General features: G+C 71.9%; 20 protein-coding genes. 9 read left to right on the top strand and 11 right to left on the bottom strand.

The annotated features are described in order from the left end of the window. Positions 1-75: 75 nt before the first annotated feature. On the top strand, positions 76-750 hold the full coding sequence (locus tag ACZ66Z_RS14115) for a GntR family transcriptional regulator (protein ID WP_469934219.1): 675 nt from the start codon (positions 76-78) through the stop codon (positions 748-750). Continuing rightward, positions 747-2,042, top strand: coding sequence for an MFS transporter (locus ACZ66Z_RS14110; RefSeq protein WP_469934218.1), 1,296 nt, complete (start codon positions 747-749; stop codon positions 2,040-2,042). The genes ACZ66Z_RS14115 and ACZ66Z_RS14110 overlap by 4 nt, the downstream gene beginning before the upstream one ends. Before the next feature lie 94 nt (positions 2,043-2,136). On the opposite strand, the gene ACZ66Z_RS14105 is transcribed toward ACZ66Z_RS14110, so the two are convergent. Then, a complete protein-coding gene (locus ACZ66Z_RS14105; RefSeq protein ID WP_469934217.1) occupies positions 2,137-2,964 on the bottom strand; it encodes a maleylpyruvate isomerase family mycothiol-dependent enzyme in 828 nt (275 codons plus the stop codon). 155 nt (positions 2,965-3,119) lie between these two features. Here ACZ66Z_RS14105 and ACZ66Z_RS14100 point away from each other — a divergent pair, with 155 nt between their 5' ends. Both ACZ66Z_RS14100 and ACZ66Z_RS14095 read left to right on the top strand, forming a co-directional pair. Next, complete coding sequence (locus ACZ66Z_RS14100) at positions 3,120-3,920, top strand: carbon-nitrogen family hydrolase (protein ID WP_469934216.1); 801 nt, start codon at positions 3,120-3,122, stop codon at positions 3,918-3,920. Next, positions 3,917-4,234 carry a hypothetical protein gene (locus ACZ66Z_RS14095; protein ID WP_469934215.1) on the top strand — a complete coding sequence of 106 codons (318 nt, stop codon included), beginning with the start codon at positions 3,917-3,919 and terminating at the stop codon, positions 4,232-4,234. Before ACZ66Z_RS14100 ends, ACZ66Z_RS14095 begins: the two co-directional genes overlap by 4 nt. A gap of 49 nt (positions 4,235-4,283) precedes the next feature. Here ACZ66Z_RS14095 and ACZ66Z_RS14090 read toward each other — a convergent pair whose 3' ends face one another. Genes ACZ66Z_RS14090 through ACZ66Z_RS14080 form a run of 3 tightly spaced genes read right to left on the bottom strand, consistent with a single transcriptional unit; the run spans position 4,284 to position 7,025 of the window. Beyond that, positions 4,284-4,775 (bottom strand): LURP-one-related/scramblase family protein, encoded by a 492-nt coding sequence (locus ACZ66Z_RS14090; RefSeq protein WP_469934214.1) that lies wholly within the window; start codon positions 4,773-4,775, stop codon positions 4,284-4,286. Between the two features lie 31 nt (positions 4,776-4,806). Further along, positions 4,807-5,556 carry a bestrophin-like domain gene (locus ACZ66Z_RS14085; RefSeq protein WP_469934213.1) on the bottom strand — a complete coding sequence of 250 codons (750 nt, stop codon included), beginning with the start codon at positions 5,554-5,556 and terminating at the stop codon, positions 4,807-4,809. 2 nt (positions 5,557-5,558) lie between these two features. Next, complete coding sequence (locus ACZ66Z_RS14080) at positions 5,559-7,025, bottom strand: hypothetical protein (protein ID WP_469934212.1); 1,467 nt, start codon at positions 7,023-7,025, stop codon at positions 5,559-5,561. Positions 7,026-7,167: 142 nt separating this feature from the next. Here ACZ66Z_RS14080 and ACZ66Z_RS14075 point away from each other — a divergent pair, with 142 nt between their 5' ends. Next, on the top strand, positions 7,168-8,961 hold the full coding sequence (locus ACZ66Z_RS14075) for an NHL domain-containing thioredoxin family protein (protein WP_469934211.1): 1,794 nt from the start codon (positions 7,168-7,170) through the stop codon (positions 8,959-8,961). Here ACZ66Z_RS14075 and ACZ66Z_RS14070 read toward each other — a convergent pair whose 3' ends face one another. From ACZ66Z_RS14070 to ACZ66Z_RS14060, 3 genes are all read right to left on the bottom strand, one after another. Continuing rightward, positions 8,962-9,306, bottom strand: coding sequence for a hypothetical protein (locus tag ACZ66Z_RS14070; protein WP_469934210.1), 345 nt, complete (start codon positions 9,304-9,306; stop codon positions 8,962-8,964). 69 nt (positions 9,307-9,375) lie between these two features. Next, positions 9,376-10,683 (bottom strand): M18 family aminopeptidase, encoded by a 1,308-nt coding sequence (locus ACZ66Z_RS14065; protein ID WP_469934209.1) that lies wholly within the window; start codon positions 10,681-10,683, stop codon positions 9,376-9,378. 154 nt (positions 10,684-10,837) lie between these two features. Beyond that, positions 10,838-12,667, bottom strand: a complete 1,830-nt coding sequence (locus tag ACZ66Z_RS14060; protein WP_469934208.1) for an acyl-CoA dehydrogenase — start codon at positions 12,665-12,667, stop codon at positions 10,838-10,840. Positions 12,668-12,873: 206 nt separating this feature from the next. Here ACZ66Z_RS14060 and ACZ66Z_RS14055 point away from each other — a divergent pair, with 206 nt between their 5' ends. The 3 genes from ACZ66Z_RS14055 (at position 12,874) to ACZ66Z_RS14045 (ending at position 15,622) form a co-directional block, all read left to right on the top strand. After that, positions 12,874-13,374 (top strand): SseB family protein, encoded by a 501-nt coding sequence (locus ACZ66Z_RS14055; RefSeq protein WP_190155526.1) that lies wholly within the window; start codon positions 12,874-12,876, stop codon positions 13,372-13,374. A gap of 125 nt (positions 13,375-13,499) precedes the next feature. Further along, entirely contained in the window at positions 13,500-14,462 is a 963-nt protein-coding gene (locus tag ACZ66Z_RS14050) for a pirin family protein (protein WP_469934207.1), read from the top strand. A gap of 86 nt (positions 14,463-14,548) precedes the next feature. After that, entirely contained in the window at positions 14,549-15,622 is a 1,074-nt protein-coding gene (locus tag ACZ66Z_RS14045; RefSeq protein WP_469934206.1) for an AI-2E family transporter, read from the top strand. A 110-nt stretch (positions 15,623-15,732) separates the two neighbouring features. Here the strand turns inward: ACZ66Z_RS14045 and ACZ66Z_RS14040 are convergent, their stop codons facing one another. Continuing rightward, on the bottom strand, positions 15,733-17,910 hold the full coding sequence (locus ACZ66Z_RS14040; RefSeq protein ID WP_469934205.1) for a SpoIIE family protein phosphatase: 2,178 nt from the start codon (positions 17,908-17,910) through the stop codon (positions 15,733-15,735). 171 nt (positions 17,911-18,081) lie between these two features. Between ACZ66Z_RS14040 and aspS the strand changes: the two genes are divergently transcribed. Then, the gene (gene aspS, locus ACZ66Z_RS14035; RefSeq protein ID WP_469934204.1) at positions 18,082-19,896 is read left to right on the top strand and encodes an aspartate--tRNA ligase; all 1,815 of its coding nucleotides are present in this window, start codon (positions 18,082-18,084) and stop codon (positions 19,894-19,896) included. Positions 19,897-20,035: 139 nt separating this feature from the next. Here the strand turns inward: aspS and ACZ66Z_RS14030 are convergent, their stop codons facing one another. The 3 genes from ACZ66Z_RS14030 to ACZ66Z_RS14020 are packed head-to-tail and all read right to left on the bottom strand — an operon-like array spanning position 20,036 to position 20,842. After that, on the bottom strand, positions 20,036-20,323 hold the full coding sequence (locus ACZ66Z_RS14030; RefSeq protein WP_469934203.1) for a hypothetical protein: 288 nt from the start codon (positions 20,321-20,323) through the stop codon (positions 20,036-20,038). Then, positions 20,307-20,561, bottom strand: coding sequence for a hypothetical protein (locus ACZ66Z_RS14025; RefSeq protein ID WP_469934279.1), 255 nt, complete (start codon positions 20,559-20,561; stop codon positions 20,307-20,309). Before ACZ66Z_RS14025 ends, ACZ66Z_RS14030 begins: the two co-directional genes overlap by 17 nt. Continuing rightward, positions 20,525-20,842: an RHS repeat-associated core domain-containing protein gene (locus ACZ66Z_RS14020; RefSeq protein WP_469934202.1), complete on the bottom strand. Its 318-nt coding sequence runs from the start codon at positions 20,840-20,842 to the stop codon at positions 20,525-20,527. The genes ACZ66Z_RS14025 and ACZ66Z_RS14020 overlap by 37 nt, the downstream gene beginning before the upstream one ends. Between the last annotated feature and the right edge of the window lie 227 nt (positions 20,843-21,069).

Below are 21,069 nucleotides of genomic sequence, written 5' to 3'. Positions count from 1 at the left end.
GCTCCGCACGGCCGGCCCCGTCCATGATGCGGACGGGGCTCCCCCTTGCACCCTTGTTGTATCTATCCTGTGCGCATGCCATCAGCGCCCGCCGGTCCCGCCGCCCCGCCCACCAGGCAGCCCCCCGCGGCCGACCGCGTCTACATGCACGTCAAGCAGGCCGTACTCGACCGGCGCTACGAGGGAGGGACCCTCCTCACCGAGGGCGAACTCGCCCAGGCCGTCGGGGTGTCCAGGACCCCCGTCCGCGAGGCGCTGCTCAAGCTGGAGATGGAAGGGCTGCTGAAGCTCTACCCGAAGAAGGGCGCCCTCGTCCTCGCCGTCTCCGCGCAGGAGATCGCCGACGTCGTCGAGACCCGGCTGCTCGTCGAGGAGTTCGCCGTCCGCCGGGCCGTGCCCGCGCCCGCCGCCCTGATCGCCCGCCTCGAAGAGCTCCTGGAGGAGCAGAAGCGGCGCGCCGGGGCCGGCGACCTCGCCGAGGTCGCCGTCACCGACCGCTGCTTCCACGCCGAGATCGTCAAGCACGCCGGCAACCAGATCCTCGTCCGCCTCTACGACCAGCTCCGCGACCGCCAGCTGCGCATGGGCGTCGCCGTGATGCAGTCCCAGCCCGACCGCGTCGCCAAGAACATCACCGAGCACGCCGAGATCCTCGACCGCATCAGGGCCGGCGACGTCGAGGGCGCCGCGCACTGCGTCCGCCAGCACCTCAGCTGGGTCAAGGTCCTGGTCCGGGGTGAGGACCGATGAGCCCGGTCAGCCTGCCCGACGACCCGCCCGGCGGCCGCCGCGCCGCCCTCGTCTGGGGCGTCGGCGTCGCCGTCTACTTCGTCGCCGTCATCTTCCGCACGTCCCTGGGCGTCGCCGGCCTCGACGCCGCCGACCGCTTCGACGTCAACGCCTCGGCGCTCTCCACCTTCTCCATCCTCCAGCTGCTCGTCTACGCCGGCATGCAGATACCCGTCGGCCTCATGGTCGACCGGCTCGGCACCAAGAAGGTCCTGACCCTCGGCGTCGTGCTCTTCACCGTCGGCCAGCTCGGCTTCGCGCTCTCCCCCTCGTACGGCACGGCGCTCGCCTCCCGCGCCCTGCTCGGCTGCGGCGACGCCATGACCTTCATCAGCGTCCTGCGGCTCGGCAGCCGCTGGTTCCCCGCCCGCCGGGGCCCGCTCATCGGCCAGGTCGCCGCCCTCTTCGGCATGGCCGGCAACCTCGTCTCCACCGTCTTCATCGCCCGCGCCCTGCACGGCCTCGGCTGGACGACCACCTTCGTCGGCAGCTCCCTCGCCGGCGCCGTCGTCCTCGTCCTGCTGCTGCTCTTCCTCAAGGACCACCCCGAGGGGTACGAGCCGGAGCCGACCAGGCACGCGGGCGCCGCCTACGTCCGCCGCCAGATCGCCGCGTCCTGGCGGGAGCCCGGCACCCGGCTCGGCATGTGGGTGCACTTCACCACCCAGTTCCCCGCCATGGTGTTCCTGCTGCTCTGGGGCCTGCCGTTCCTCGTCGAGGCGCAGGGCCTCTCCCGGTCCACCGCCGGGACGCTGCTCACCCTGGTCGTGCTGTCGAACATGGCCGTCGGCCTCGCGTACGGGCAGATCATCGCCCGCCACCACGCGGCCCGCGCCCCGCTCGCCCTCGGCACGGTCGCGGCCACCGCCCTGCTGTGGGGCACGACCCTCGCGTACCCCGGCGACCACGCGCCGATGTGGCTGCTCGTCACCCTCTGCCTGGTCCTCGGCGCCTGCGGACCGGCCTCGATGATCGGCTTCGACTTCGCCCGCCCGGCCAACCCGCCGGAGCGCCAGGGCACCGCCTCGGGCATCGTCAACATGGGCGGTTTCATCGCCTCGATGACGACGCTGCTCGCCGTCGGCGTGCTGCTCGACGCGACCGGCGACGACTACCGGATCGCGTTCTCCTCGGTCTTCGTCCTGGAGGCGTTCGGCGTCGTGCAGATCCTCCGCCTCAAGGCCCGCACCCACCGCAGGGAAAGGGAACGGCTCGTCGCCAGCCGCGTCGAGGCCGTGCACGTCCCCGTATAGAGAGCGCCGCGACCTGCCGGGGCGCGGAGCGTGCCGCGATCCACCGGGGCGCGGAGCGTGCCGCGATCCACCGGGGCACGGCGAGCGCCGCTACCTATCGGGGCGTCACCGCGAAGTTGTCGAGGATGGCCCGCGCCAGCTCCTCGTCGCCCTCGGTCTTGATCCGGTCGGCCACCTCGGCCGGCCGGACCCGGCCGCAGGCGAGGCGCACGAACGTCTCCCAGTCCGTCGCCAGCGTCACCGCGGGGCCCAGCGACGGCGCGCCGTCGATCGAACCGCGGCCCTCCGCGTCGACCCGCACCGTCCGCAGGAACTCCACCGGACCGGTCACGTCGAGCACCACCGCCGAGGACGGGGGCGCCCCGGCGTCCTTGGCGACCACGTCCGGAAGCGCCTCCAGGAGCACGTCCCGGGCCACGAGCGCCCCGGCCGAGTCCAGGTTCCCCGGCACCCCCAGCGCCGTCCGCAGGTCCTGCTCGTGCACCCACACGTCGAAGGCACGCGTGCGGTAGCCCTGTTCGAGGGTCTGCTCGGCGCTGAGGGGAGCGCGGATCAGATGGTCGGGGGAGCGGTTCTCGTTGCGGAGCTGCCGGGCCCGCCGGATGAGGATGTACTCCAGCTCCGAGGTCATCTCCGGGGCGGTGTGGTGCCGCCGCACATCGACCTGGACCTCCATGTAGCGCGCGAAGTCACTGCGCACGTGGTACAGGTCGCGGGGCAGGGAGTGGATCGGCCGCGGGTCGCCGAGCATCTCCGTCTCCATGCCGATCACATGGGAGACGATGTCCCGCACCGACCAGCCGATGCACGGGGTCGGCCGGTTCCACTCGCCCTCCACGAGCGGCTGCACCAGCTCGGCTATCGCCTCGATGGAATGGGTCCAGGCGTCGGCGTAGTTCTGGAGGCTGGGATGGACGGTCACGGGACCCCTCGGCGGTTCTTCGGTGCGCGGGCTGAAAACACGACTGGGTGGGAGGCTCGGACGCTAAGTTACGCTGCCCGAAGGCACCCCGGCAGTGCTTTCGTGTGACGATCGTAGGCCGGTGTTGACGGCTCGAATGCCAGGACGGTGGTAGTGTGCGCGCCTCGCTGATCCAGATCGCGGTAGACCCGGACGAACCGGTCGACGCCCGCCGCGCCCGCGCGGCGCGCCTCGTGAGGGAGGAATCCGGCCACGCCGACCTCGTGGTCCTGCCGGAACTGTGGACCGTCGGCGCCTTCGCGTCCGACCTCTTCGCCGCGGAGTCGGAGCCGTTGAACGGCCCCACCCACCGGGCGATGGCGGAGGCCGCCCGCGACGCCGGGGTCTGGCTGCACGCCGGCTCCTTCGTCGAGGCGGAGGGCGGCGCCCTCTACAACACCTCGCTCGTGCTCTCCCCCGACGGCGAACTCGCGGCCTCCTACCGGAAGATCCACCGCTTCGGCTTCGACAAGGGCGAGGCCGTGCTGATGGCCGCCGGGGAGGACCTCGTCACCGTCGACCTGCCGCACCTCACCGTCGGCGTCGGCACCTGCTACGACCTGCGCTTCCCCGAGCTCTTCCGCGGACTCGTCGACGCCGGCGCCCAGGCCTTCGTCGTCCCGGCGGGCTGGCCCGCCCGCCGCCGCGCCCACTGGTCGCTCCTGGCCCGGGCCCGGGCCGTCGAGAACCAGGCGTACGTCCTCGCCTGCGGCACCGCCGGCACCCACGCGGGCGTGGAGCAGGCCGGGCACTCGATCGTCGTCGACCCCTGGGGCGAGACCCTCGCGGAGGCCGGCCCGGACGAGGAGGTCCTGCGGGTCGTCCTCGACCCGGCGAAGGTCCGGACGACCCGGGAGGAGTTCCCGGCGCTCAAGGACCGCGTGCTCGGCGTCGCGACGCCGAGACGGACCCGGTGACCCACTCGGGCGGGGCCCGCCCGGACGGGGCCGACCCGGATCAGGCCCGCCCGGACGGGGCCCGTCCGGGCGAGGCCCTCGCCGCCTTCGCCGTCCACTCCGCCACCAGGCACCCGGCCGGGCACGCCGACGTCCTCGGCGGCAGCGCCGTCTTCAAGGACCCCGAGCTGTACGACGGGGTCCGCCACCACTCCGTCGAACAGGGCGCGTCCACCGGTCCCTTCGCCGCCGGAACGGTCCGGCCCTCCGTCGGCACCGAACACGTCGAGGAGCTGCGGGCGGACCCGGAGCAGGCGCTGACGAAGGCGGGTTGACGAAGGCGGGCTGACGAAGGCGGGCTGGGCGAAGGCCTCCGGAGGGAGGTCAGTCCTCCCGTTCCCGCTCCGCCATCCGGATGACGCACACGGCGACCGCGATCTGCAGCGCCGCGTCCGCGTCCTCCCGGACCACGTTCACCGCGTACGTCTCGCGGACGTGGAACCACTGCCGGGAGATGTGGGCCAGGAGTTCGCCCTCGTACTCGACGGTGAACTCCCGGTCCAGGATCCGGCCGCTGACGTCCAGTTCGGTCCCGTCGACCAGCGTCACCCGGTAGTGGTTGCGGAGCAGGGAGAGCCGTTTGCGGCGGACGGTCGCGAGCGGCCCCTCGTCCCGCTCGATCGTCATCGCGTCCCGCAGGCTGAACATCTTCTGCCGCAGCGTGACGAGGACCCGCCCGTCGGGGTCCTTCAGCTCCAGGGTGTCGCGCAGCCGCAGGGCCTTGCCGTCGACGAGGAAGGCGGGGCGGCCCTGCTCGTCCTCGATCCAGTAGTCGTCGCCGATCGCGAAGATCTTGTCCCGTACGAGATATTTCACGTGCCCATGTGTGCCCGTCCGGGGACGCTTCTCACCCGAAGTAGCGGGTGAACGGGTCCGGGGTCGCGCCGAGCACCTCCCCGAACGGCGCGTCGAGCTGATGGATCAGCAGCACGGTGAAGGCGATGAACCCGGACAGCCCCATCACCATCACCACGTGGGTCGTACTCCTCTTGATCCCGAAGAGGAACATGAACGCCAGCGTCAGCGCGCCGCCGATCAGCAGCCCCGTCCACAGCACGGGGGAGAGCCGCTCCTGCGCCGCAGCCTCCCGGCCCCGCCGCGCGTCGTCGACGTAACCGAGCTGGGCCAGGACCTCCTGGGCGGCGATCTGCTCCGGCACCCTGGCCCCGTCCCCGACCTCGCCGGCCTTCCGGAGCCGATCGAGCAGCTGCCAGCCGGACGGACCGAGCGGCTCGCGCTCCGTCATCGCCGGCCACTCGACGTCGACGACGTGGTCGGCGTACGTGCGGGCCGCGTCCCGCAGCGGTTGCCGCTGGGCGGCGGGGAAGGCGTCCGCCAGCAGGTACGTCTGGTGCAGGGCGCTCGCCTCGGCCTGGACGTTGTCGGCGGCGTCGGTCCGGGTGTCCCAGACGGACACCAGACAGAGCCCGAGCACGATGGCGTACAGCACCGACACCATCATGGCGATGTACTCGGCGACGTCCTCGCGCGGCTCCTCGTCCTCCCCGACCGGCAGGAGCCTGGTCTTGACGACGACGGCGAGGGCGGAGACCAGCGCGACGCCGAGCACGACGACGAGCGTCTCGAACAGGGCCACGGTCACCTCCCCCGGCTGCCGAGCAGGGCGGCCGCGACGGCCGCCGGGATCAGGAGCAGCAGCAACATGCCCACGACCCCGAACTCGTGCGCCTCCCGCGCCCGCCGCTGCAACCGCCCCAGGAACCCCTCGTCGCCGACGGCGTCGGTGGCCCTCTGCCGGTCGGCGGTGACGGGCGGCGTGTCCGGCAGGGACTGCGGCACGTCCTTCGGCACGGCTTTCGGCACGGCCTTCGGCGGGGTCACGGGGGCGGGAGCGGCACCCTCGACGAGAGCGGCGGCCGGGGGCGCGGCCCCGGGAGCGACGCGGGTTCCGGGGGCTCCGGGCGCGGCCCCGCCGACCGCTGCGGCACCAGCGGCTCCTCCAGCACCAGCGGCTCCTGCCGCGCCCCCGACTCCCTGGGCACCAGCGGCGGCCCCTGCCGGATTCGCGGCGCCTCCAGGGGCCCCGGGGGCACCTGCTGCCGCCCCGGCCGCTCCCAAGGCACCAGGAGCGCCAAGGGCGCCAGGGGCACCAGGGACACCAGCAGCACCGGCAGCACCGACAGCACCAGCAGCACCAGCAGCACCGGCGGCACCGGAGACCCCTCCGGAACCGATCACCCCACCCGTCCCGACCGCTCCACCCGCTCCACCCGCCCCACCATCCCCTCCGACAGCCCCACCGTTCCCCCCACCTCCGCCACCTCCGCCACCTCCGCCACCCCCGGGGTTCGTGACGATGAAGGCGGTGGAGGAGCGGGCCGTGAGCAGGGGGGCGGGGACGAGCCGGCCGTCGGGTTCGTAGGTCGGGACCCGGTCGCTGCCGGTGGCGAGTCCGGTGCTGCGGTGGGTGCCCGGCGGGCGCCGGACGGTGGCCGTGCAGCGGGCCGAGGCGCCCGGGGGGAGCAGGTCGACGGTCCCGGCGCGTCCGCCGCAGTCGACGGCGTCGGGGCCGAGCCGCAGGGCGGGGTCGACGACGCGTACGGCGTGGAGGACCTGGTTGCCCCGGTTGGCGACGGTGTACGTGACGGCGGCCCGCTCGCCCCCGACCGAGACCCGCTCGGTGAGCGTGAGGCCCCCGGCGACGCCGACGTACCCGGAGCGGGCGGTCGCGCTGCTCAGCGCGTCGAGGGAGGGGACGTCCCCCTGGGCCCGCGCGGTGGCGAGGCGCACCCCGGGCAGGGCGGGGAAACGGGCGACGCACTCCATCTCCCCGAGCGCGGCGAGCCGCTGCCGGGGGCACCGCACGGTCCCGTCGGGCACGCCGGGGTCGACGACCCGCACCCCGTACAACTGCGCCTCGCCCAGGTTCTCCAGCCGGTACCGCTTCATGACCTGCGCCCCGACCCGTACCGCCGGCGGCCGTTCCGCGCTGTCGGAACGCCCGTCCACGGTGACGGTCATCCGCAGGGCCCCGTCCCCGGACCCACCGGCCCACGCGGCCCCGGGCAGCGCGAGCAGCACCGCCACCAGCAGCCCACCGCTCACCCGACGGCCGTAATAGTCCGATGATCTGCCCGCACGCCTCATGGGGCCCATGCCACCGCCCACCGCCGCCCCGCCCCCGCCCGGGACACGCCCCGTCCCCCCACCCGGCCCCCACTTTCCACTCGTACGGCACCCTTGAACCATGAACGACTCCGCGCCCACCCCCGCGCCCCGACGTGCCCGTGTCCGTGCCCCCGAGCTGATCGGCAAGGGCGGCTGGCTGAACACGGGCGGAGAAGAACTGACCCTCGCCGACCTGCGAGGAAAGGTCGTCCTGCTCGATTTCTGGACCTTCTGCTGTGTGAACTGCCTGCACGTCCTCGACGAGCTGCGGGACCTGGAGGAGAAGCACCGCGACACGCTCGTGATCGTCGGGGTGCATTCGCCGAAGTTCGTGCACGAGGCCGAGCACCAGGCCGTCGTGGACGCCGTCGAGCGGTACGAGGTGCACCACCCGGTGCTCGACGACCCGGAGCTCGCGACCTGGAAGCAGTACGCCGTACGGGCGTGGCCGACGCTCGTCGTGATCGACCCCGAGGGGTACGTCGTCGCCCAGCACGCCGGCGAGGGGCACGCCAACGCGATCCGGACGCTCGTCGAGGAGCTGGAGGCCGAGCACGAGGCCAAGGGGACGCTGCGGCGCGGCGACGGGCCGTACGTGGCGCCCGAGCCCGTCGCGACGGACCTGCGCTTCCCCGGGAAGGCCGTCGTCCTGGGGAACGGGCACTTCCTGGTCTCCGACACCACCCGGCACCAGCTCGTCGAGCTGGCCGAGGACGGCGAGACCGTGGTCCGGCGGATCGGCGAGGGCGTCTTCCGGGAGCCGCAGGGGCTGGCCCTGCTGCCGGACGGCAAGGTCGTCGTGGCGGACACCGTGCACCACGCCCTGCGCGCGTACGACCCGGAGAGCGGGGCGATCGAACTCGTCGCCGGCACCGGGAGGCAGTGGTGGCAGGGGTCCCCGACCTCCGGCCCCGCCCTCGAGGTGGACCTCTCCTCGCCGTGGGACGTCGCCTGGTGGCAGGGCAAGGTGTGGATCGCCATGGCCGGCGTCCACCAGCTGTGGACGTACGACCCGGAGAGCGGGACCGTCGAGGTCGCGGCCGGGACGACGAACGAGGGCCTCGTCGACGGGCCCGCCGCCGAGGCCTGGTTCGCGCAGCCCTCCGGGCTCGCGGCCACCGAGGACCGGCTGTGGATCGCCGACTCCGAGACCAGCGCCCTGCGCTGGATCGACACCGAGGGGGTCGTGCACACGGCGGTCGGCACCGGCCTGTTCGACTTCGGGCACCGCGACGGCGCCGCCGACCAGGCCCTCCTCCAGCACCCGCTGGGCGTGACCGCGCTGCCCGACGGCTCGGTCGCCGTCTCCGACACGTACAACCACGCCCTGCGCCGCTTCGACCCCGCCACCGGCGAGGTCACCACCCTCGCCACCGATCTGCGCGAGCCCAGCGACGCGGTCCTCGTCGGCGGGGACGTCGTGGTCGTCGAGTCCGCCCGGCACCGGCTGACCCGGCTGCGGCTGCCCGAGGAGGCCGTCCGGGTCGAGTCCGCCGCCTACCGGACGCAGCGCGAGGCCACCGGGATCGCCCCGGGCCGGCTCCGGCTCGACGTCGTCTTCCAGGCGCCGACCGGGCAGAAGCTGGACGAGCGGTACGGCCCCTCGACCCGCCTCCTGGTCTCCTCGACCCCGCCGGAGCTGCTGCTCGGCGGCGAGGGCACCGGAACGGACCTCTTCCGGGAGCTGGACCTGAACCCGGAGGTCACCGAGGGCGTCCTGCACGTGTCCGCGATGGCCGCGTCCTGCGACGACGACCCGGCCAACGAGTACCCGGCCTGCCACGTCCACCAGCAGGACTGGGGCGTCCCGGTGAAGATCACGGCGGACGGCGCCGCCCGCCTCCCGCTGATCCTGGCCGGCATGGACGGCTAGTCAGCGGAGGAGCCCCTGGTTCCTGGACGGGCGCCCCGCGGCCCCGTCCAGGCACCCCTCCACCCAGGCCGCCGGGTCGTGCACGGCCCTCTCGCCACCCATCCCCTGCCGCTCCATGAGCGCGCACTCCCCGGCGAGCAGCGCCTTCGTGCGCGAGCCGTCGACGTCGTAGCCGCGGATGCGGCTCGCCTGCACGTATCCGCCCTCGTAGGCGACGTCCGTGCCCCACGGGGGCCGTTCGTTGTAGGTGCCGATCAGAACGCCGGCCGTCGCCGTGCCCAGGAGCACGGCGACGGCGACGGCGGTGACGAACTTCCGCGCCGGCGGACCCTCATGACGATGCATGGGGACGACGCTGCCAGGCGGGACCTTTCGCGGATGTTTCCGCGGGGCAGCGGGGCGCGGGGCGCGTTCTCAGCCCTCCAGGAAGGCGACGAGCGCGTTCGCGAGGAGGTACGGGTCGTCCGCGCCGCAGAGCTCGCGGGCGCTGTGCATGGAGAGGATCGCGATGCCGATGTCGACGGTCGAGATGCCGTGCCGGGCGGCGGTGATCGGGCCGATCGTGGTGCCGCAGGGCATGTCGTTGCTGGAGACGAAGGACTGCCAGGGCACCCCCGCCTTCTCGCAGGCGGCGGCGAAGACCGCGCGGCCGCTGCCGTCGGTGGCGTACCGCTGGTTGACGTTCACCTTGAGGATCGGGCCGCCGTTGACGCGCGGGTGGTGCGTCGGGTCGTGGCGCTCCGTGTAGTTGGGGTGGACGGCGTGGCCGGTGTCGGAGGAGAGGCAGACCGTGCCGGCGAAGGCGCGGGCCCGGTCCTCGTAGGAGCCGCCGCGGGCGTAGACCGAGCGCTCCAGGACGTTGCCGAGGAGGGGGCCCTGGGCGCCGGTGTCGGCCTCGGAGCCGTTCTCCTCGTGGTCGAAGGCGGCGAGGACCGGGACGTACGGGAGGTCGTCGCGGCCCGCGAGGGAGGCGAGCGCGGCGACTCCGGCGTGGACGGAGACGAGGTTGTCCATGCGCGGGCCGGCGAGGAGCTCGCGGTCGCGGCCGAGGTAGGCGGGGGCGTCGACGGCGTGGACCATGAGGTCCCAGCCGCTGACGTCCTCGGCGTCGACGCCGGCCTCGGCGGCGACGAAGGAGATCAGGTCGCCCTCGTGGACCTGCCCGATGCCCCAGACGGGCTGCATGTGGCGCTGGCGGTCGAGCTTGAGGCCGTCGTTGACCTGGCGGTCGAGGTGGATGGCGAGCTGCGGGACGCGCAGCAGCGGCCGGTCGACGTTGACGAGGCGGTGGCCGCCGTCCCGGAGGGTGAGGCGGCCGGCGAGGCCGAGGTCGCGGTCGAGCCAGGTGTTGAGCAGGGTCCCGCCGTAGATCTCGACGGCGACCTGGCGCCAGCCCTGCGCGCCCATGTCGGGCTGCGGCTTGACGCGCAGGTTGGGGGAGTCGGTGTGGGCGCCGACGATCCGGTACGGGGTGTGGGCGGCGGCGCCCTCCGGCACGTACCAGGCGATGATCGCGCCGCCGCGGACCACGTACTTCCCGCCGCTCGTCCCGTCCCAGGCCGCGGTCTCCTCGACCTTGCGGAAGCCCGCCTTCTCCAGCCGCTCGGCGGCGGTCGCCACCGCGTGGTACGGCGAGGGCGAGGCCGTCAGGAAGGCCATCAGGTCGTCGGTGTGGCCGCGGTCGAAGGGGCCGGCGGTGGGGCGGGAGGCTGCGCTGCTCATGGGGTTCACCTTACGCACGAACCGGAATGCGAATACGGGACCCCGGAAACGGCGAACCGGGCGGCGGGGCGGACGGGTCGGACCGCCCCCGGCAGCAAGAACGGCCCGCCCCCCTCCCCGGGGACGGGCCGTTCCGTCAGGACGTGGCGCGTCTCTAGAACGCGGCCTCGTCCAGGTCCATCAGCGAGCCGTCGACGGCCTCGGCCAGCGCGCGCTCGGCGGAGACGCCGGGCAGGACGTTGGCGGCGAAGAACTTCGCGGCCGCGATCTTGCCCTGGTAGAAGGCGACGTCCTTGCCGGAGGCCCCGGCGGCCAGCTTCTCGGCGGCGACGGCCGCGCCGCGCAGCAGCAGGTAGCCGACGACGACGTCGCCGGAGGCGAGCAGCAGGCGGGTGGTGTTGAGGCCGACCTTGTAGATGTTCTTGACGTCCTCGCCGGTGGCGGTGAGGTCGGTGATCATCGTGCCGACGATGGCCTCCAGGTCGACGGCCGCCTTGGCGAGCGCGTCGCGGGCGCCGGCCAGCTCCTCGCCGCCGGTGCCGACCGCGAGGAACTTCTTGATCTCCTCGGACAGCGCGTTCAGGGAGGCGCCCTGGTCGCGGACGATCTTGCGGAAGAAGAAGTCCTGGCCCTGGATGGCCGTGGTGCCCTCGTAGAGGGTGTCGATCTTGGCGTCCCGGATGTACTGCTCGATCGGGTACTCCTGGAGGAAGCCGGAGCCGCCGAAGGTCTGGAGCGACTGCGCGAGCTGCTCGTAGCCCTTCTCGGAGCCGTAGCCCTTCACGATCGGCAGGAGCAGGTCGTTCAGGCCGTGGAGCGCCTTGGCGTCCTCGCCGGCCGCCTCCTTGATCGCGATCGAGTCCTGCACGGAGGCCGTGTAGAGGACGAGGGAGCGCATGCCCTCGGCGTACGCCTTCTGCGTCATCAGCGAGCGGCGGACGTCGGGGTGGTGCGTGATGGTGACCTTGGGCGCGGCCTTGTCCATGAAGTTGGCCAGGTCGGTGCCCTGGACGCGCTCCTTGGCGTACTCCAGGGCGTTGAGGTAGCCCGTGGAGAGGGTGGAGATCGCCTTCGTGCCGACCATCATGCGGGCGAACTCGATGATGAGGAACATCTGGCGGATGCCGTCGTGCTTGTCGCCGATCAGCCAGCCCTTGGCGGGGTGCTGGTCGCCGAAGGTCATCTCGCACGTGTTGGAGGCCTTGAGGCCCATCTTGTGCTCGACGTTGGTGGCGTAGACGCCGTTGCGCGCGCCCAGCTCGCCGGTCTCCCAGTCGAACTCGTACTTCGGGACGAGGAAGAGGCTCAGGCCCTTGGTGCCGGGGCCGGCGCCCTCGGGGCGGGCGAGGACGTAGTGGAGGATGTTCTCCTCCATGTCGTGCTCACCGGAGGTGATGAACCGCTTGACGCCCTCGATGTGCCAGGAGCCGTCCTCCTGCTGGACGGCCTTGGTGCGGCCGGCGCCGACGTCCGAGCCCGCGTCGGGCTCGGTGAGGACCATGGTGGAGCCCCAGCGCTTCTCCACGGCGATCTGCGCGACCTTCTTCTGCGCCTCGTTGCCCTCGGTGTAGAGGATGCCGGCGAAGGCAGGGCCGGAGGAGTACATCCAGACGGCCGGGTTCGCGCCGAGGAGCAGCTCCGCGTAGGCCCAGATGAGGGAGCGGGGGGAGACGGTGCCGCCGATCTCCTCCGGGATGCCCAGGCGCCAGTACTCGGACTCCATGAAGGCGTTGTACGACTTCTTGAAGGTGGCCGGGACGGGCGCGGTGTTGGTCTCCGGGTCGAAGACCGGCGGGTTGCGGTCGGCGTCGGCGAAGGACTCCGCGAGCTCGTTCTCGGCGAGGCGGCGGATCTCGTCGAGGATGCTCTTGGCGGTCTCGACGTCCATCTCCTCGAACGGCCCGGTGCCGTAGACCTTGTCGCGGCCGAGGACCTCGAAGAGGTTGAACTCGATGTCGCGGAGATTCGACTTGTAGTGCCCCATGGCGACGGCTCCGTAAGGCTCGGGGAGGGAGGTTCCTCGTACACGTACCAGCGAGTAGCAACACGCTCTCTCCGATGATGCTACCCGTCGGTAATAAGAAGCAACCCCTATCCGGCCATCTGTGACGTCCGCGACGTCGGCCGGCCGTCGCCGGAGGGGCGCCGTCGGGGTCCTGCGGGGGCGGCGCGCTCGATAGTCTTGGCCCCATGTACGGCTACGAGCAGAACCCGGGTGCCCAGCAGCAGTACGCGCCGCCCCAGCAGGGGCAGTACGCGCCGCAGGGCGGCATGCAGGGCGGTGTCCCCGGTGGGTACGCCCAGCAGCAGCCCCCGCTGTACCCGGAGCCCTCGCCGCCCTCCCTCGCGGACGCCGTGCGCGCCTTCACGACCGGCACCCTGGCCGCCGAGGACTTCCAGCAGATCTTCGCGACCTCCAAGGTCTACTGCCCGCGCGGCGACAACCCCGGCTTCCTGGCCCTGCACAACACCCAGCAGCCGGTGATCCCGATGTTCACCTCGCTCAAGGAGCTGCGGCGGTACGCGGGCAAGGAGTCGAAGTACTTCGTGATCACCGGCGCCGAGGTGATCGACCTGCTGCCGACCGGCTACGGCTTCGTCCTCGACATGGAGGGCGACCACCGCATGGTCTTCGACGCGAAGGCCGTGGAGCAGATGGTCGACTTCGCGATGCGGCGGATGTACGGCTGACGGACGCTGGACGCACGTGGGAACGCCCGGGAGGAATTCCTCCCGGGCGTTCCGCGTTCCGGGTGGCAGGAAGTTCATCGTTCAACTAAAGTGGACGTACAAGGTCGCACCTAGGAGGTCCGGTCATGCCCGCTGTGACTGTCGAGAACCCGCTCACCCTGCCGCGCGTCGCCGCCCCCGCCGACGCCGTCTCCCGCCCCGTGCTCGCCGTCACCACGGCCCCCTCGGGCTTCGAGGGGGAGGGCTTCCCGGTGCGCCGCGCGTTCGCCGGGATCAACTACCAGTACCTCGACCCGTTCATCATGATGGACCAGATGGGTGAGGTGGAGTACGCGCCCGGAGAGCCCAAGGGCACGCCCTGGCACCCCCACCGGGGCTTCGAGACCGTCACCTACATCATCGACGGGACCTTCGACCACCAGGACTCCAACGGCGGCGGCGGCACCATCACCAACGGCGACACCCAGTGGATGACCGCCGGCTCCGGCCTCCTCCACATCGAGGCCCCGCCGGAGTCCCTCGTCGTCAGCGGCGGCCTCTTCCACGGCCTCCAGCTGTGGGTGAACCTGCCCGCCTCCGACAAGATGATGGCCCCCCGCTACCAGGACATCCGCGGCGGCCAGGTCCAGCTGCTCACCACCCCCGACGGCGGCGCGCTGCTCCGCGTCATCGCCGGCGAGCTCGACGGCCACGAGGGGCCCGGCATCACCCACACCCCGATCACGATGATCCACGCCACCCTGCGCCCCGGCGCCGAGATCAGCCTGCCCTGGCGCGAGGACTTCAACGGCCTCGCGTACGTGCTCGCCGGCCGCGGCACCGTCGGCACCGACCGGCGCCCGGTCCACACCGGCCAGACCGCCGTCTTCGGCAAGGGCGGGGCGCTCACCGTCCGCGCCGACGAGAAGCAGGACGGCAACGCCCCGGACCTGGAGGTCGTCCTCCTCGGCGGGCAGCCGATCCGCGAGCCCATGGCCCACTACGGCCCGTTCGTCATGAACACCCAGGCCGAACTGCGCCAGGCCTTCGAGGACTTCCAGGCCGGCCGCCTCGGCACGGTCCCGGCGGTCCACGGAATGGGCGAGTGACGGCGGACACCCGTCGCTGACGGGCCGTCACCCGGACGGCCCGTCAGCGCGCGACGCCGCGCCGACGGGCGTGGTCCGGTGGTCGGGTGCAGCCGAGCCGAGCGCCCCTCCCACCCGAGCCCCTGCTCCCCGAACCCGCCCGCCGGTTCGCCGCCTGGTGCGTCGTCCTGCTGCTCGCCGCCGGGGTCGCCGCCGTCCTCGTCTGGCTCTGCGCCGTCCTCAAGACGGCCGTCACCCCCGTCCTCCTCGCGATCCTCGGCACCGCCCTCCTCGGCCCGCTCCACCGGCGCCTGCTGCGGATGAAGGTGCGCAGGGGGCTCGCCGCCGCGCTCACGGTCGTCGCCGTCCTCGTGGTCGTCGGCGGCGCCACGTACATCGTCGTCGCCGCCCTCATCGAGACCGGCGACCAGATCATCGCCTCGGTCCGGCGGGCCGCCTCCGACATCGCCGACCACCTCGGCGCCGCCGGCACCTCGCTCGACGACCTGGCCGGGAACGCCGAGAAGCTCCTCAAGGAGTTCGGCGGCACCGCCGCCTCCGGCGTCATCAGCGGCCTCAGCGTCGTCGGCCAGATGCTCGCCACCGCCGTCCTCGCCCTGTTCCTCATCTTCTTCTTCCTCAAGGACTCCGACCGGGCCGCCGGCGCCCTGCGCTCCCTGGCCCCCCGCGGCACCGGCGACCTCGTCGAGGCCATGGCGCGCCGCGCCTTCGAGGCCGTCGAGGGCTTCATGCGCGGCACCACCTTCATCGCCCTCGTCGACGCCGTCCTCATCGGGATCGGCCTGGTCGTCCTCGACGTGCCCGGCGCCGTGGGGCTCGCCGCGCTCGTCTTCGTCACCGCCTACATCCCGTACCTCGGGGCCTTCCTCTCCGGCGCCGTCGCCGTCCTCGTCGCCCTCGCCGACCGGGGCTTCGTCATCGCGCTGTGGGTGCTCGGCGTCGTCCTGGCCGTCCAGGTCGTCGAGGGCCACGTCCTCCAGCCCCTCGTCCAGAGCAGGACCGTCCAGATGCACCCGGCCGTGGTCATGCTGGCGATCACGGCCGGCGCGTCCGTCGCGGGCGTCCTGGGCATGTTGCTCGCCGTCCCGCTGACGGCCGCCGCGACGGGGATCCTGGGAGAGCTGCGCAGACGGTACGGAACCCCTGCGGAGGAGGACTAGGGGGTCTCTCGCCGATCGGGCCGGGCTGCTGGGCGCCGGATCGGTGTCGGGTCGCAGGGCTTGAACGAGCTCGGACCGCCGGGCGTCAGGCCGATGTCGGGCCGTGGGCGTCAGGCCGACGTCGGGTTGCCGGGCCCGCACGAGGCCGGGAGCCGTTCCGGGGCCCCCTGGCCGGGTCCCACGAACGGATCCGAGTCCGGTTCGTTCAGCTCGAACCAGATCGCCTTGCCCTCGCCCCGCGGGTCGACGCCCCACGCGTCCGCCAGCATCTCCATCAGGAGCAGGCCCCGCCCGCTCGACGCCATCTCGCCCGGGTGCCGCTTGTGCGGCAGCTCGTCGCTGCCGTCGGAGACCTCCACGCGCAGCCGCCGCGTCTTCTCGCCGCAGGCGACCTCCGCCACCAGGAGCGCGTCGCCGTCGGTGTGGACGAGGACGTTCGTGACCATCTCGGAGACCATCAGGACCGCCGCGTCGAGCTGGTCCTCGTCCGACCAGTCGTGCAGCAGCTGCCGGACCTGCTCGCGCGCCTCGGCGATCCGCTCCGGCTCCGCCTGGGCGATCGTCATCAGGGTGCGGCGCGGGGCCTCCTGGACGGCGCCGACGGGCCGGCGGGAGAGCAGCAGGACGGCGATGTCGTCCTCGCGGCGGTCGGCGAGCGGCCCCGTCGTGTGGTGCGAGCCGGGCCCGTGGACGGCCTCCACGAGGGCGTCGGCGAGCCGCTCCAGGTCGTCGCCGTCATGGGACTCCAGAAGCTCCCTGACCCGGTCCCAGCCGCTGTCCAGGTCGTGTCCGCCGGTCTCCAGGAGCCCGTCGGTGCAGATCATGAGGGTCTCCCCGGGGTCCAGGGTGAGCCGGGTGGTGGGGTAGTCGGTGTCCGGGTCGATGCCGAGCGGCAGCCCGCCGGCCGTGGGCCTGAGGAGAACCGTTCCGTCGTTCATCCGTACCGCCGGGTCCGGATGGCCCGCGCGCGCGATGTCGACGGTCCCCGTCTCCAGGTCGACCTCCAGGTAGAGGCAGGTCGCGAAGCGCGGACCGCCGTCCTGCCCGTCGTCACCGTCCGTGATCCCGTAGAGGAAGCGGGAGGCGCGCGCGAGGGCCGCGTCCGGCCGGTGGCCCTCGGATGCGTACGCGCGCAGGGCGATCCGCAGCTGCCCCATCAGACCGGCGGCCCGCACGTCGTGCCCCTGCACGTCGCCGATGACGAGGGCGATCCGGCCCGGGCCGTGCCCGCCGGTGCGGGAGGAGCCGCCGGGCAGCCGGATCATGTCGTACCAGTCGCCGCCGACCTGGAGACCGCCGCCGGTCGGCACGTACCGCGCGGCGACCCGGATGCCGGGGATGCCCGGCCCGAGGACCGGCATCATCGTCCGCTGGAGTCCGAGCGACAGCTCGCGCTCGGACTCGGCCACGCCCGCGCGTGCGAGGGCCTGCGCGAGCATCCGCGCGACGGTCGTCAGCACGGAACGTTCGTCGGGCGTGAACGCCACCGGGTGCTTGAAGGCCGCCATCCAGGCGCCCATCGTGCGCCCGGCGACGACGAGCGGCACGAAGGCCCAGGAACGGCGCCCGAAGCGCTGCACGAGCGGCCAGGTCGTGGGGAAGCGGCGCAGGTACTCCTCCGGGGTCGGCAGGTAGATCGCCCGCCCGGTCCGCACGACCTCGGCCGCCGGATAGTCCGTGGCCAGCGACATCGACGAGAACGGCCCCTCGTCGCCCTCGCTGTGCCCGTGGTGGCCGATGATCGTCAGCCGGTCGCCCGCCACCCCGAAGACGGCGAGCCCGTCCGGCGAGAAGCCGGGCATCGACAGCGAGGCCGCCACCCGCAGCACCTCGGCCGTCGACCGCGCCTCGGCGAGCGCCCGCCCCGCGTCGAGCAGGAAGGCCTCGCGGGAGCGGCGCCAGTCACCGGTGACGGGGGTGCGGGCGGCGGTGCCCGGCAGCTGCTCGGCGACCTCCTGGAGGGTGCCGACCAGTTGGTAGTCGTTCCCCTCGACGAGCGGCTTCGACCTGCTCCGTACGGTACGGATCACCCGTCCGTGCTCGTCCATGATCCGCAGTCGGGCCTCGGCGAGGGTGCCCTCGGCGACGGCGAGGTTGACCACCCCGTCGATCTCGTTCCAGTCGACCGGATGAAAACGGGACCGCACGGCCGCCTCGGTGAGCCGCACGGGCTCGGCGGGCAGCCCGAGCAGCCGGGCGGCCTCGGCGTCGAGCGAGACGATCCCGGACGCGTTGTCCCAGCGCCACAGGCCGGTCGCGATCGCGGCCAGGACGTCCTCGGTGCGCATTGCCCCACTTTATGAATATCGGACAGCAGGCCGCCACCGAGGGTATTCGAGATGCGATCTTGGCCCGGCCGGTACTCTGGGTGGGTCTGCCCTCGTGTCCCGTGACATCTGTGACAGCGGTCACGGCCGGCGGCGCCCCACCCCGAGATCCCGAAGACTGGATGAACGACGATGCATCGGTACAGGTCCCACACCTGCGGCGAGCTCCGCGCCTCTGACGTCGGCACCGACGTCCGGCTGAGCGGCTGGCTGCACAATCGGCGCGACCTGGGCGGCATCCTCTTCATCGATCTGCGCGACCACTACGGCATCACGCAGCTCGTCGCCCGGCCCGGCACCCCCGCCGCCGAGGTCCTGGACAAGCTGACGAAGGAGACCGTCGTCCGCGTGGACGGCAAGGTCGTCTCCCGCGGCGCGGAGAACGTCAACCCCGAGCTGCCCACCGGCGAGATCGAGATCGAGGCCGCCGAGGTCGAGGTCCTGGGCGCCGCCAAGCAGATCCCCTTCACCATCAACACCGACGACGGCGTGAACGAGGAGCGGCGCCTGGAGTACCGCTTCCTCGACCTGCGCCGCGAGCGCATGCACCGCAACATCATGCTGCGTTCCGCCGTCATCGCCTCCATCCGCTCCAAGATGGTGGCCCTCGGCTTCAACGAGATGGCGACCCCGATCCTCGCCGCGACCTCCCCCGAGGGCGCCCGCGACTTCGTCGTCCCGTCCCGTCTGAACCCGGGCAAGTTCTACGCGCTGCCGCAGGCGCCGCAGCAGTTCAAGCAGCTGCTGATGATCTCCGGCTTCGACCGGTACTTCCAGATCGCGCCCTGCTTCCGCGACGAGGACGCCCGCGCCGACCGCTCGCCCGGCGAGTTCTACCAGCTCGACGTCGAGATGAGCTTCGTCGAGCAGGAGGACGTCTTCCAGCCGATCGAGAAGCTCATGACGGAGCTCTTCGAGGAGTTCGGCGGCGGCCGCCACGTCACCTCGCCGTTCCCGCGGATCCCGTTCCGCGAGTCGATGCTCAAGTACGGCAACGACAAGCCCGACCTGCGCACCGACCTCGAACTCGTCGACCTCACCGACGTCTTCGAGAACTCCGAGTTCAAGGCCTTCGCCGGCAAGCACGTCCGCGCCCTGGCCGTCCCGGACACCGGCGACCAGCCGCGCAAGTTCTTCGACTCGCTCGGCGACTTCGCGGTCTCGCTGGGCGCGAAGGGCCTGGCCTGGGTCCGCGTCGGCGAGGGCAACGCCCTGACCGGCCCGATCGCCAAGTTCCTCACCGAGGAGAACGTCAAGGTCCTCACCGAGCGCCTGGGCCTCCAGCCCGGCCACGCCGTCTTCTTCGGTGCGGGCGAGTTCGACGAGGTCTCCAAGATCATGGGTCCGGTCCGCGTCGAGGCCGCCAAGCGCGCCGGCCGGTTCGAGGAGAACGTCTTCCGCTTCGCGTGGATCGTGGACTTCCCGATGTACGAGCGGGACGAGGAGACCGGCAAGATCGACTTCTCGCACAACCCGTTCTCCATGCCGCAGGGCGGCCTGGAGGCCCTGGAGACCCAGGACCCGCTGGACGTCCTCGGCTGGCAGTACGACATCGTCTGCAACGGCATCGAGCTCTCCTCCGGCGCCATCCGGAACCACGAGCCCGAGATCATGTTCAAGGCCTTCGAGATCGCGGGCTACAGCCGCGAGACCGTCGAGAACGAGTTCGCGGGCATGCTCCGCGCCTTCGAGTACGGCGCCCCGCCGCACGGCGGCATCGCCCCGGGCGTCGACCGCATCGTCATGCTCCTCGCCGACGAGCCCAACATCCGCGAGACCATCGCCTTCCCGCTCAACGGCAACGCCCAGGACCTCCTGATGGGCGCCCCGACCGAGCTGGACGAGTCCCGCCTGCGCGAGCTGAACATCCAGCTCCGCAAGCCGGTCGAGAAGAAGACGGAGGACCGCCCGGTCACGGAGTCGGTCCACCCGGAGGCGGGACGCTAAGCCTCCCGCTCGCGCGGCGAAGGGCCCGGAATCCTGAGGGATTCCGGGCCCTTCGCGTATCCGATCCGTCGTCGCTCGTCCTACTGGAGGTGCTGGGCGATGGTCTCCCCGAACCAGCTGTGATGTCTCACGGTTCTGATCACTCGTCGAGAGACACCAGCACGGATCCTTCCCTCAGGCCAGCGAGGGGGCGGCCGGAAAGATGCACTCTCGCATTGTGCGGAGGATCGAAGAATTCTACCTGTCGATTGTATCGGTCAATTTGATCCAGGGTGAACGGTCGGACCGGGTGAGCTGATTCTTCGCCCTCGATGAGAAACTCCTGACCGACCCGCGCGACGCCACCGATACAGCGGACGATACAGGTTCCCCCGCCGTCGACCATCTCCTCGACGGAATAAATTTGAAGCCTACTGCTGTCCGCCATGTCTGTATGCCTCCTGGATAAACCTGGCCACCTGCTCGGGATTCAGTTTGGGTACGTCGAACCTGAGGGCGTCAGTGATGTCCCCGTAATCGTTGATCTTCGGGACATGGATGTCCATTCCGGCAAGAATGTCTCTTGCGGCACTCGAGGGTATTGTCGCTCCGGCGCGTCCGGCAAGCTCGCCTGCAGGAAGCCCCACTGCTACTTCTGCCTCTGGTGGAATGAATCCGCGTTCCATGGGCACCCCTTCCAGAGAACTTCTTGGTATGAGGTGCACGACGGCATCGCCGTATTGCTCTGAATGTCGTGCGAACACAGTAGCAACACCGGGATCGGTCGATGTCGGGGTGAAACCAGATGCTGCCGTGCCGTTTCCGGGTCGTAGTAGCGGAAGTAGTTGTAGTGCAGCCCCGACTCCGGGTCGAAGTACTGGCCCGGGAAGCGGAGTGGGGTGTACGTCGTGGTGTCGCGGTTCCAGGTCGTCGTGCCCCAGAGGGTCGTGCGCGTGCGCCACGCCAAGGCCCCCGATTCGTCGACCAGTTCCGTCGGGGCGCCGATCAGGTCCGTGACGACGGCGAAGAAGCGCTCGTCCGTGGAGTCCGCGGCCGTGCGGCGTTCCGTCTGGGCCAGGGGGCGCAGGCCCGCATGGTCCCAGGTGACGGTGACGTCGGCCGTCGTCTGTTCGCAGAGGGTCGTGCCGTCCCAGGTGAAGTGGACCGTTTCCAGAGGGGACTGCTTGGAGATGC

The sequence above is a fragment of the Streptomyces sp. NPDC107498 genome (assembly GCF_055582805.1).
This window is presented reverse-complemented; position numbering and strand designations above follow the sequence as displayed.

Excerpts from the sequence above, each read along its gene's own strand:
- ACZ66Z_RS14070 (WP_469934210.1), bottom strand. The coding sequence starts at position 9,306 with ATGCATCGTCATGAGGGTCCGCCGGCGCGGAAGTTCGTCACCGCCGTC.
- ACZ66Z_RS14075 (WP_469934211.1), top strand. The coding sequence starts at position 7,168 with ATGAACGACTCCGCGCCCACCCCCGCGCCCCGACGTGCCCGTGTCCGT.
- ACZ66Z_RS14050 (WP_469934207.1), top strand. The coding sequence starts at position 13,500 with ATGCCCGCTGTGACTGTCGAGAACCCGCTCACCCTGCCGCGCGTCGCC.
- ACZ66Z_RS14060 (WP_469934208.1), bottom strand. The coding sequence starts at position 12,667 with ATGGGGCACTACAAGTCGAATCTCCGCGACATCGAGTTCAACCTCTTC.
- aspS (WP_469934204.1), top strand. The coding sequence starts at position 18,082 with ATGCATCGGTACAGGTCCCACACCTGCGGCGAGCTCCGCGCCTCTGAC.
- ACZ66Z_RS14065 (WP_469934209.1), bottom strand. The coding sequence starts at position 10,683 with ATGAGCAGCGCAGCCTCCCGCCCCACCGCCGGCCCCTTCGACCGCGGC.
- ACZ66Z_RS14115 (WP_469934219.1), top strand. The coding sequence starts at position 76 with ATGCCATCAGCGCCCGCCGGTCCCGCCGCCCCGCCCACCAGGCAGCCC.
- ACZ66Z_RS14110 (WP_469934218.1), top strand. The coding sequence starts at position 747 with ATGAGCCCGGTCAGCCTGCCCGACGACCCGCCCGGCGGCCGCCGCGCC.
- ACZ66Z_RS14025 (WP_469934279.1), bottom strand. The coding sequence starts at position 20,561 with ATGGAACGCGGATTCATTCCACCAGAGGCAGAAGTAGCAGTGGGGCTT.
- ACZ66Z_RS14040 (WP_469934205.1), bottom strand. The coding sequence starts at position 17,910 with ATGCGCACCGAGGACGTCCTGGCCGCGATCGCGACCGGCCTGTGGCGC.
- ACZ66Z_RS14055 (WP_190155526.1), top strand. The coding sequence starts at position 12,874 with ATGTACGGCTACGAGCAGAACCCGGGTGCCCAGCAGCAGTACGCGCCG.
- ACZ66Z_RS14030 (WP_469934203.1), bottom strand. The coding sequence starts at position 20,323 with ATGGCGGACAGCAGTAGGCTTCAAATTTATTCCGTCGAGGAGATGGTC.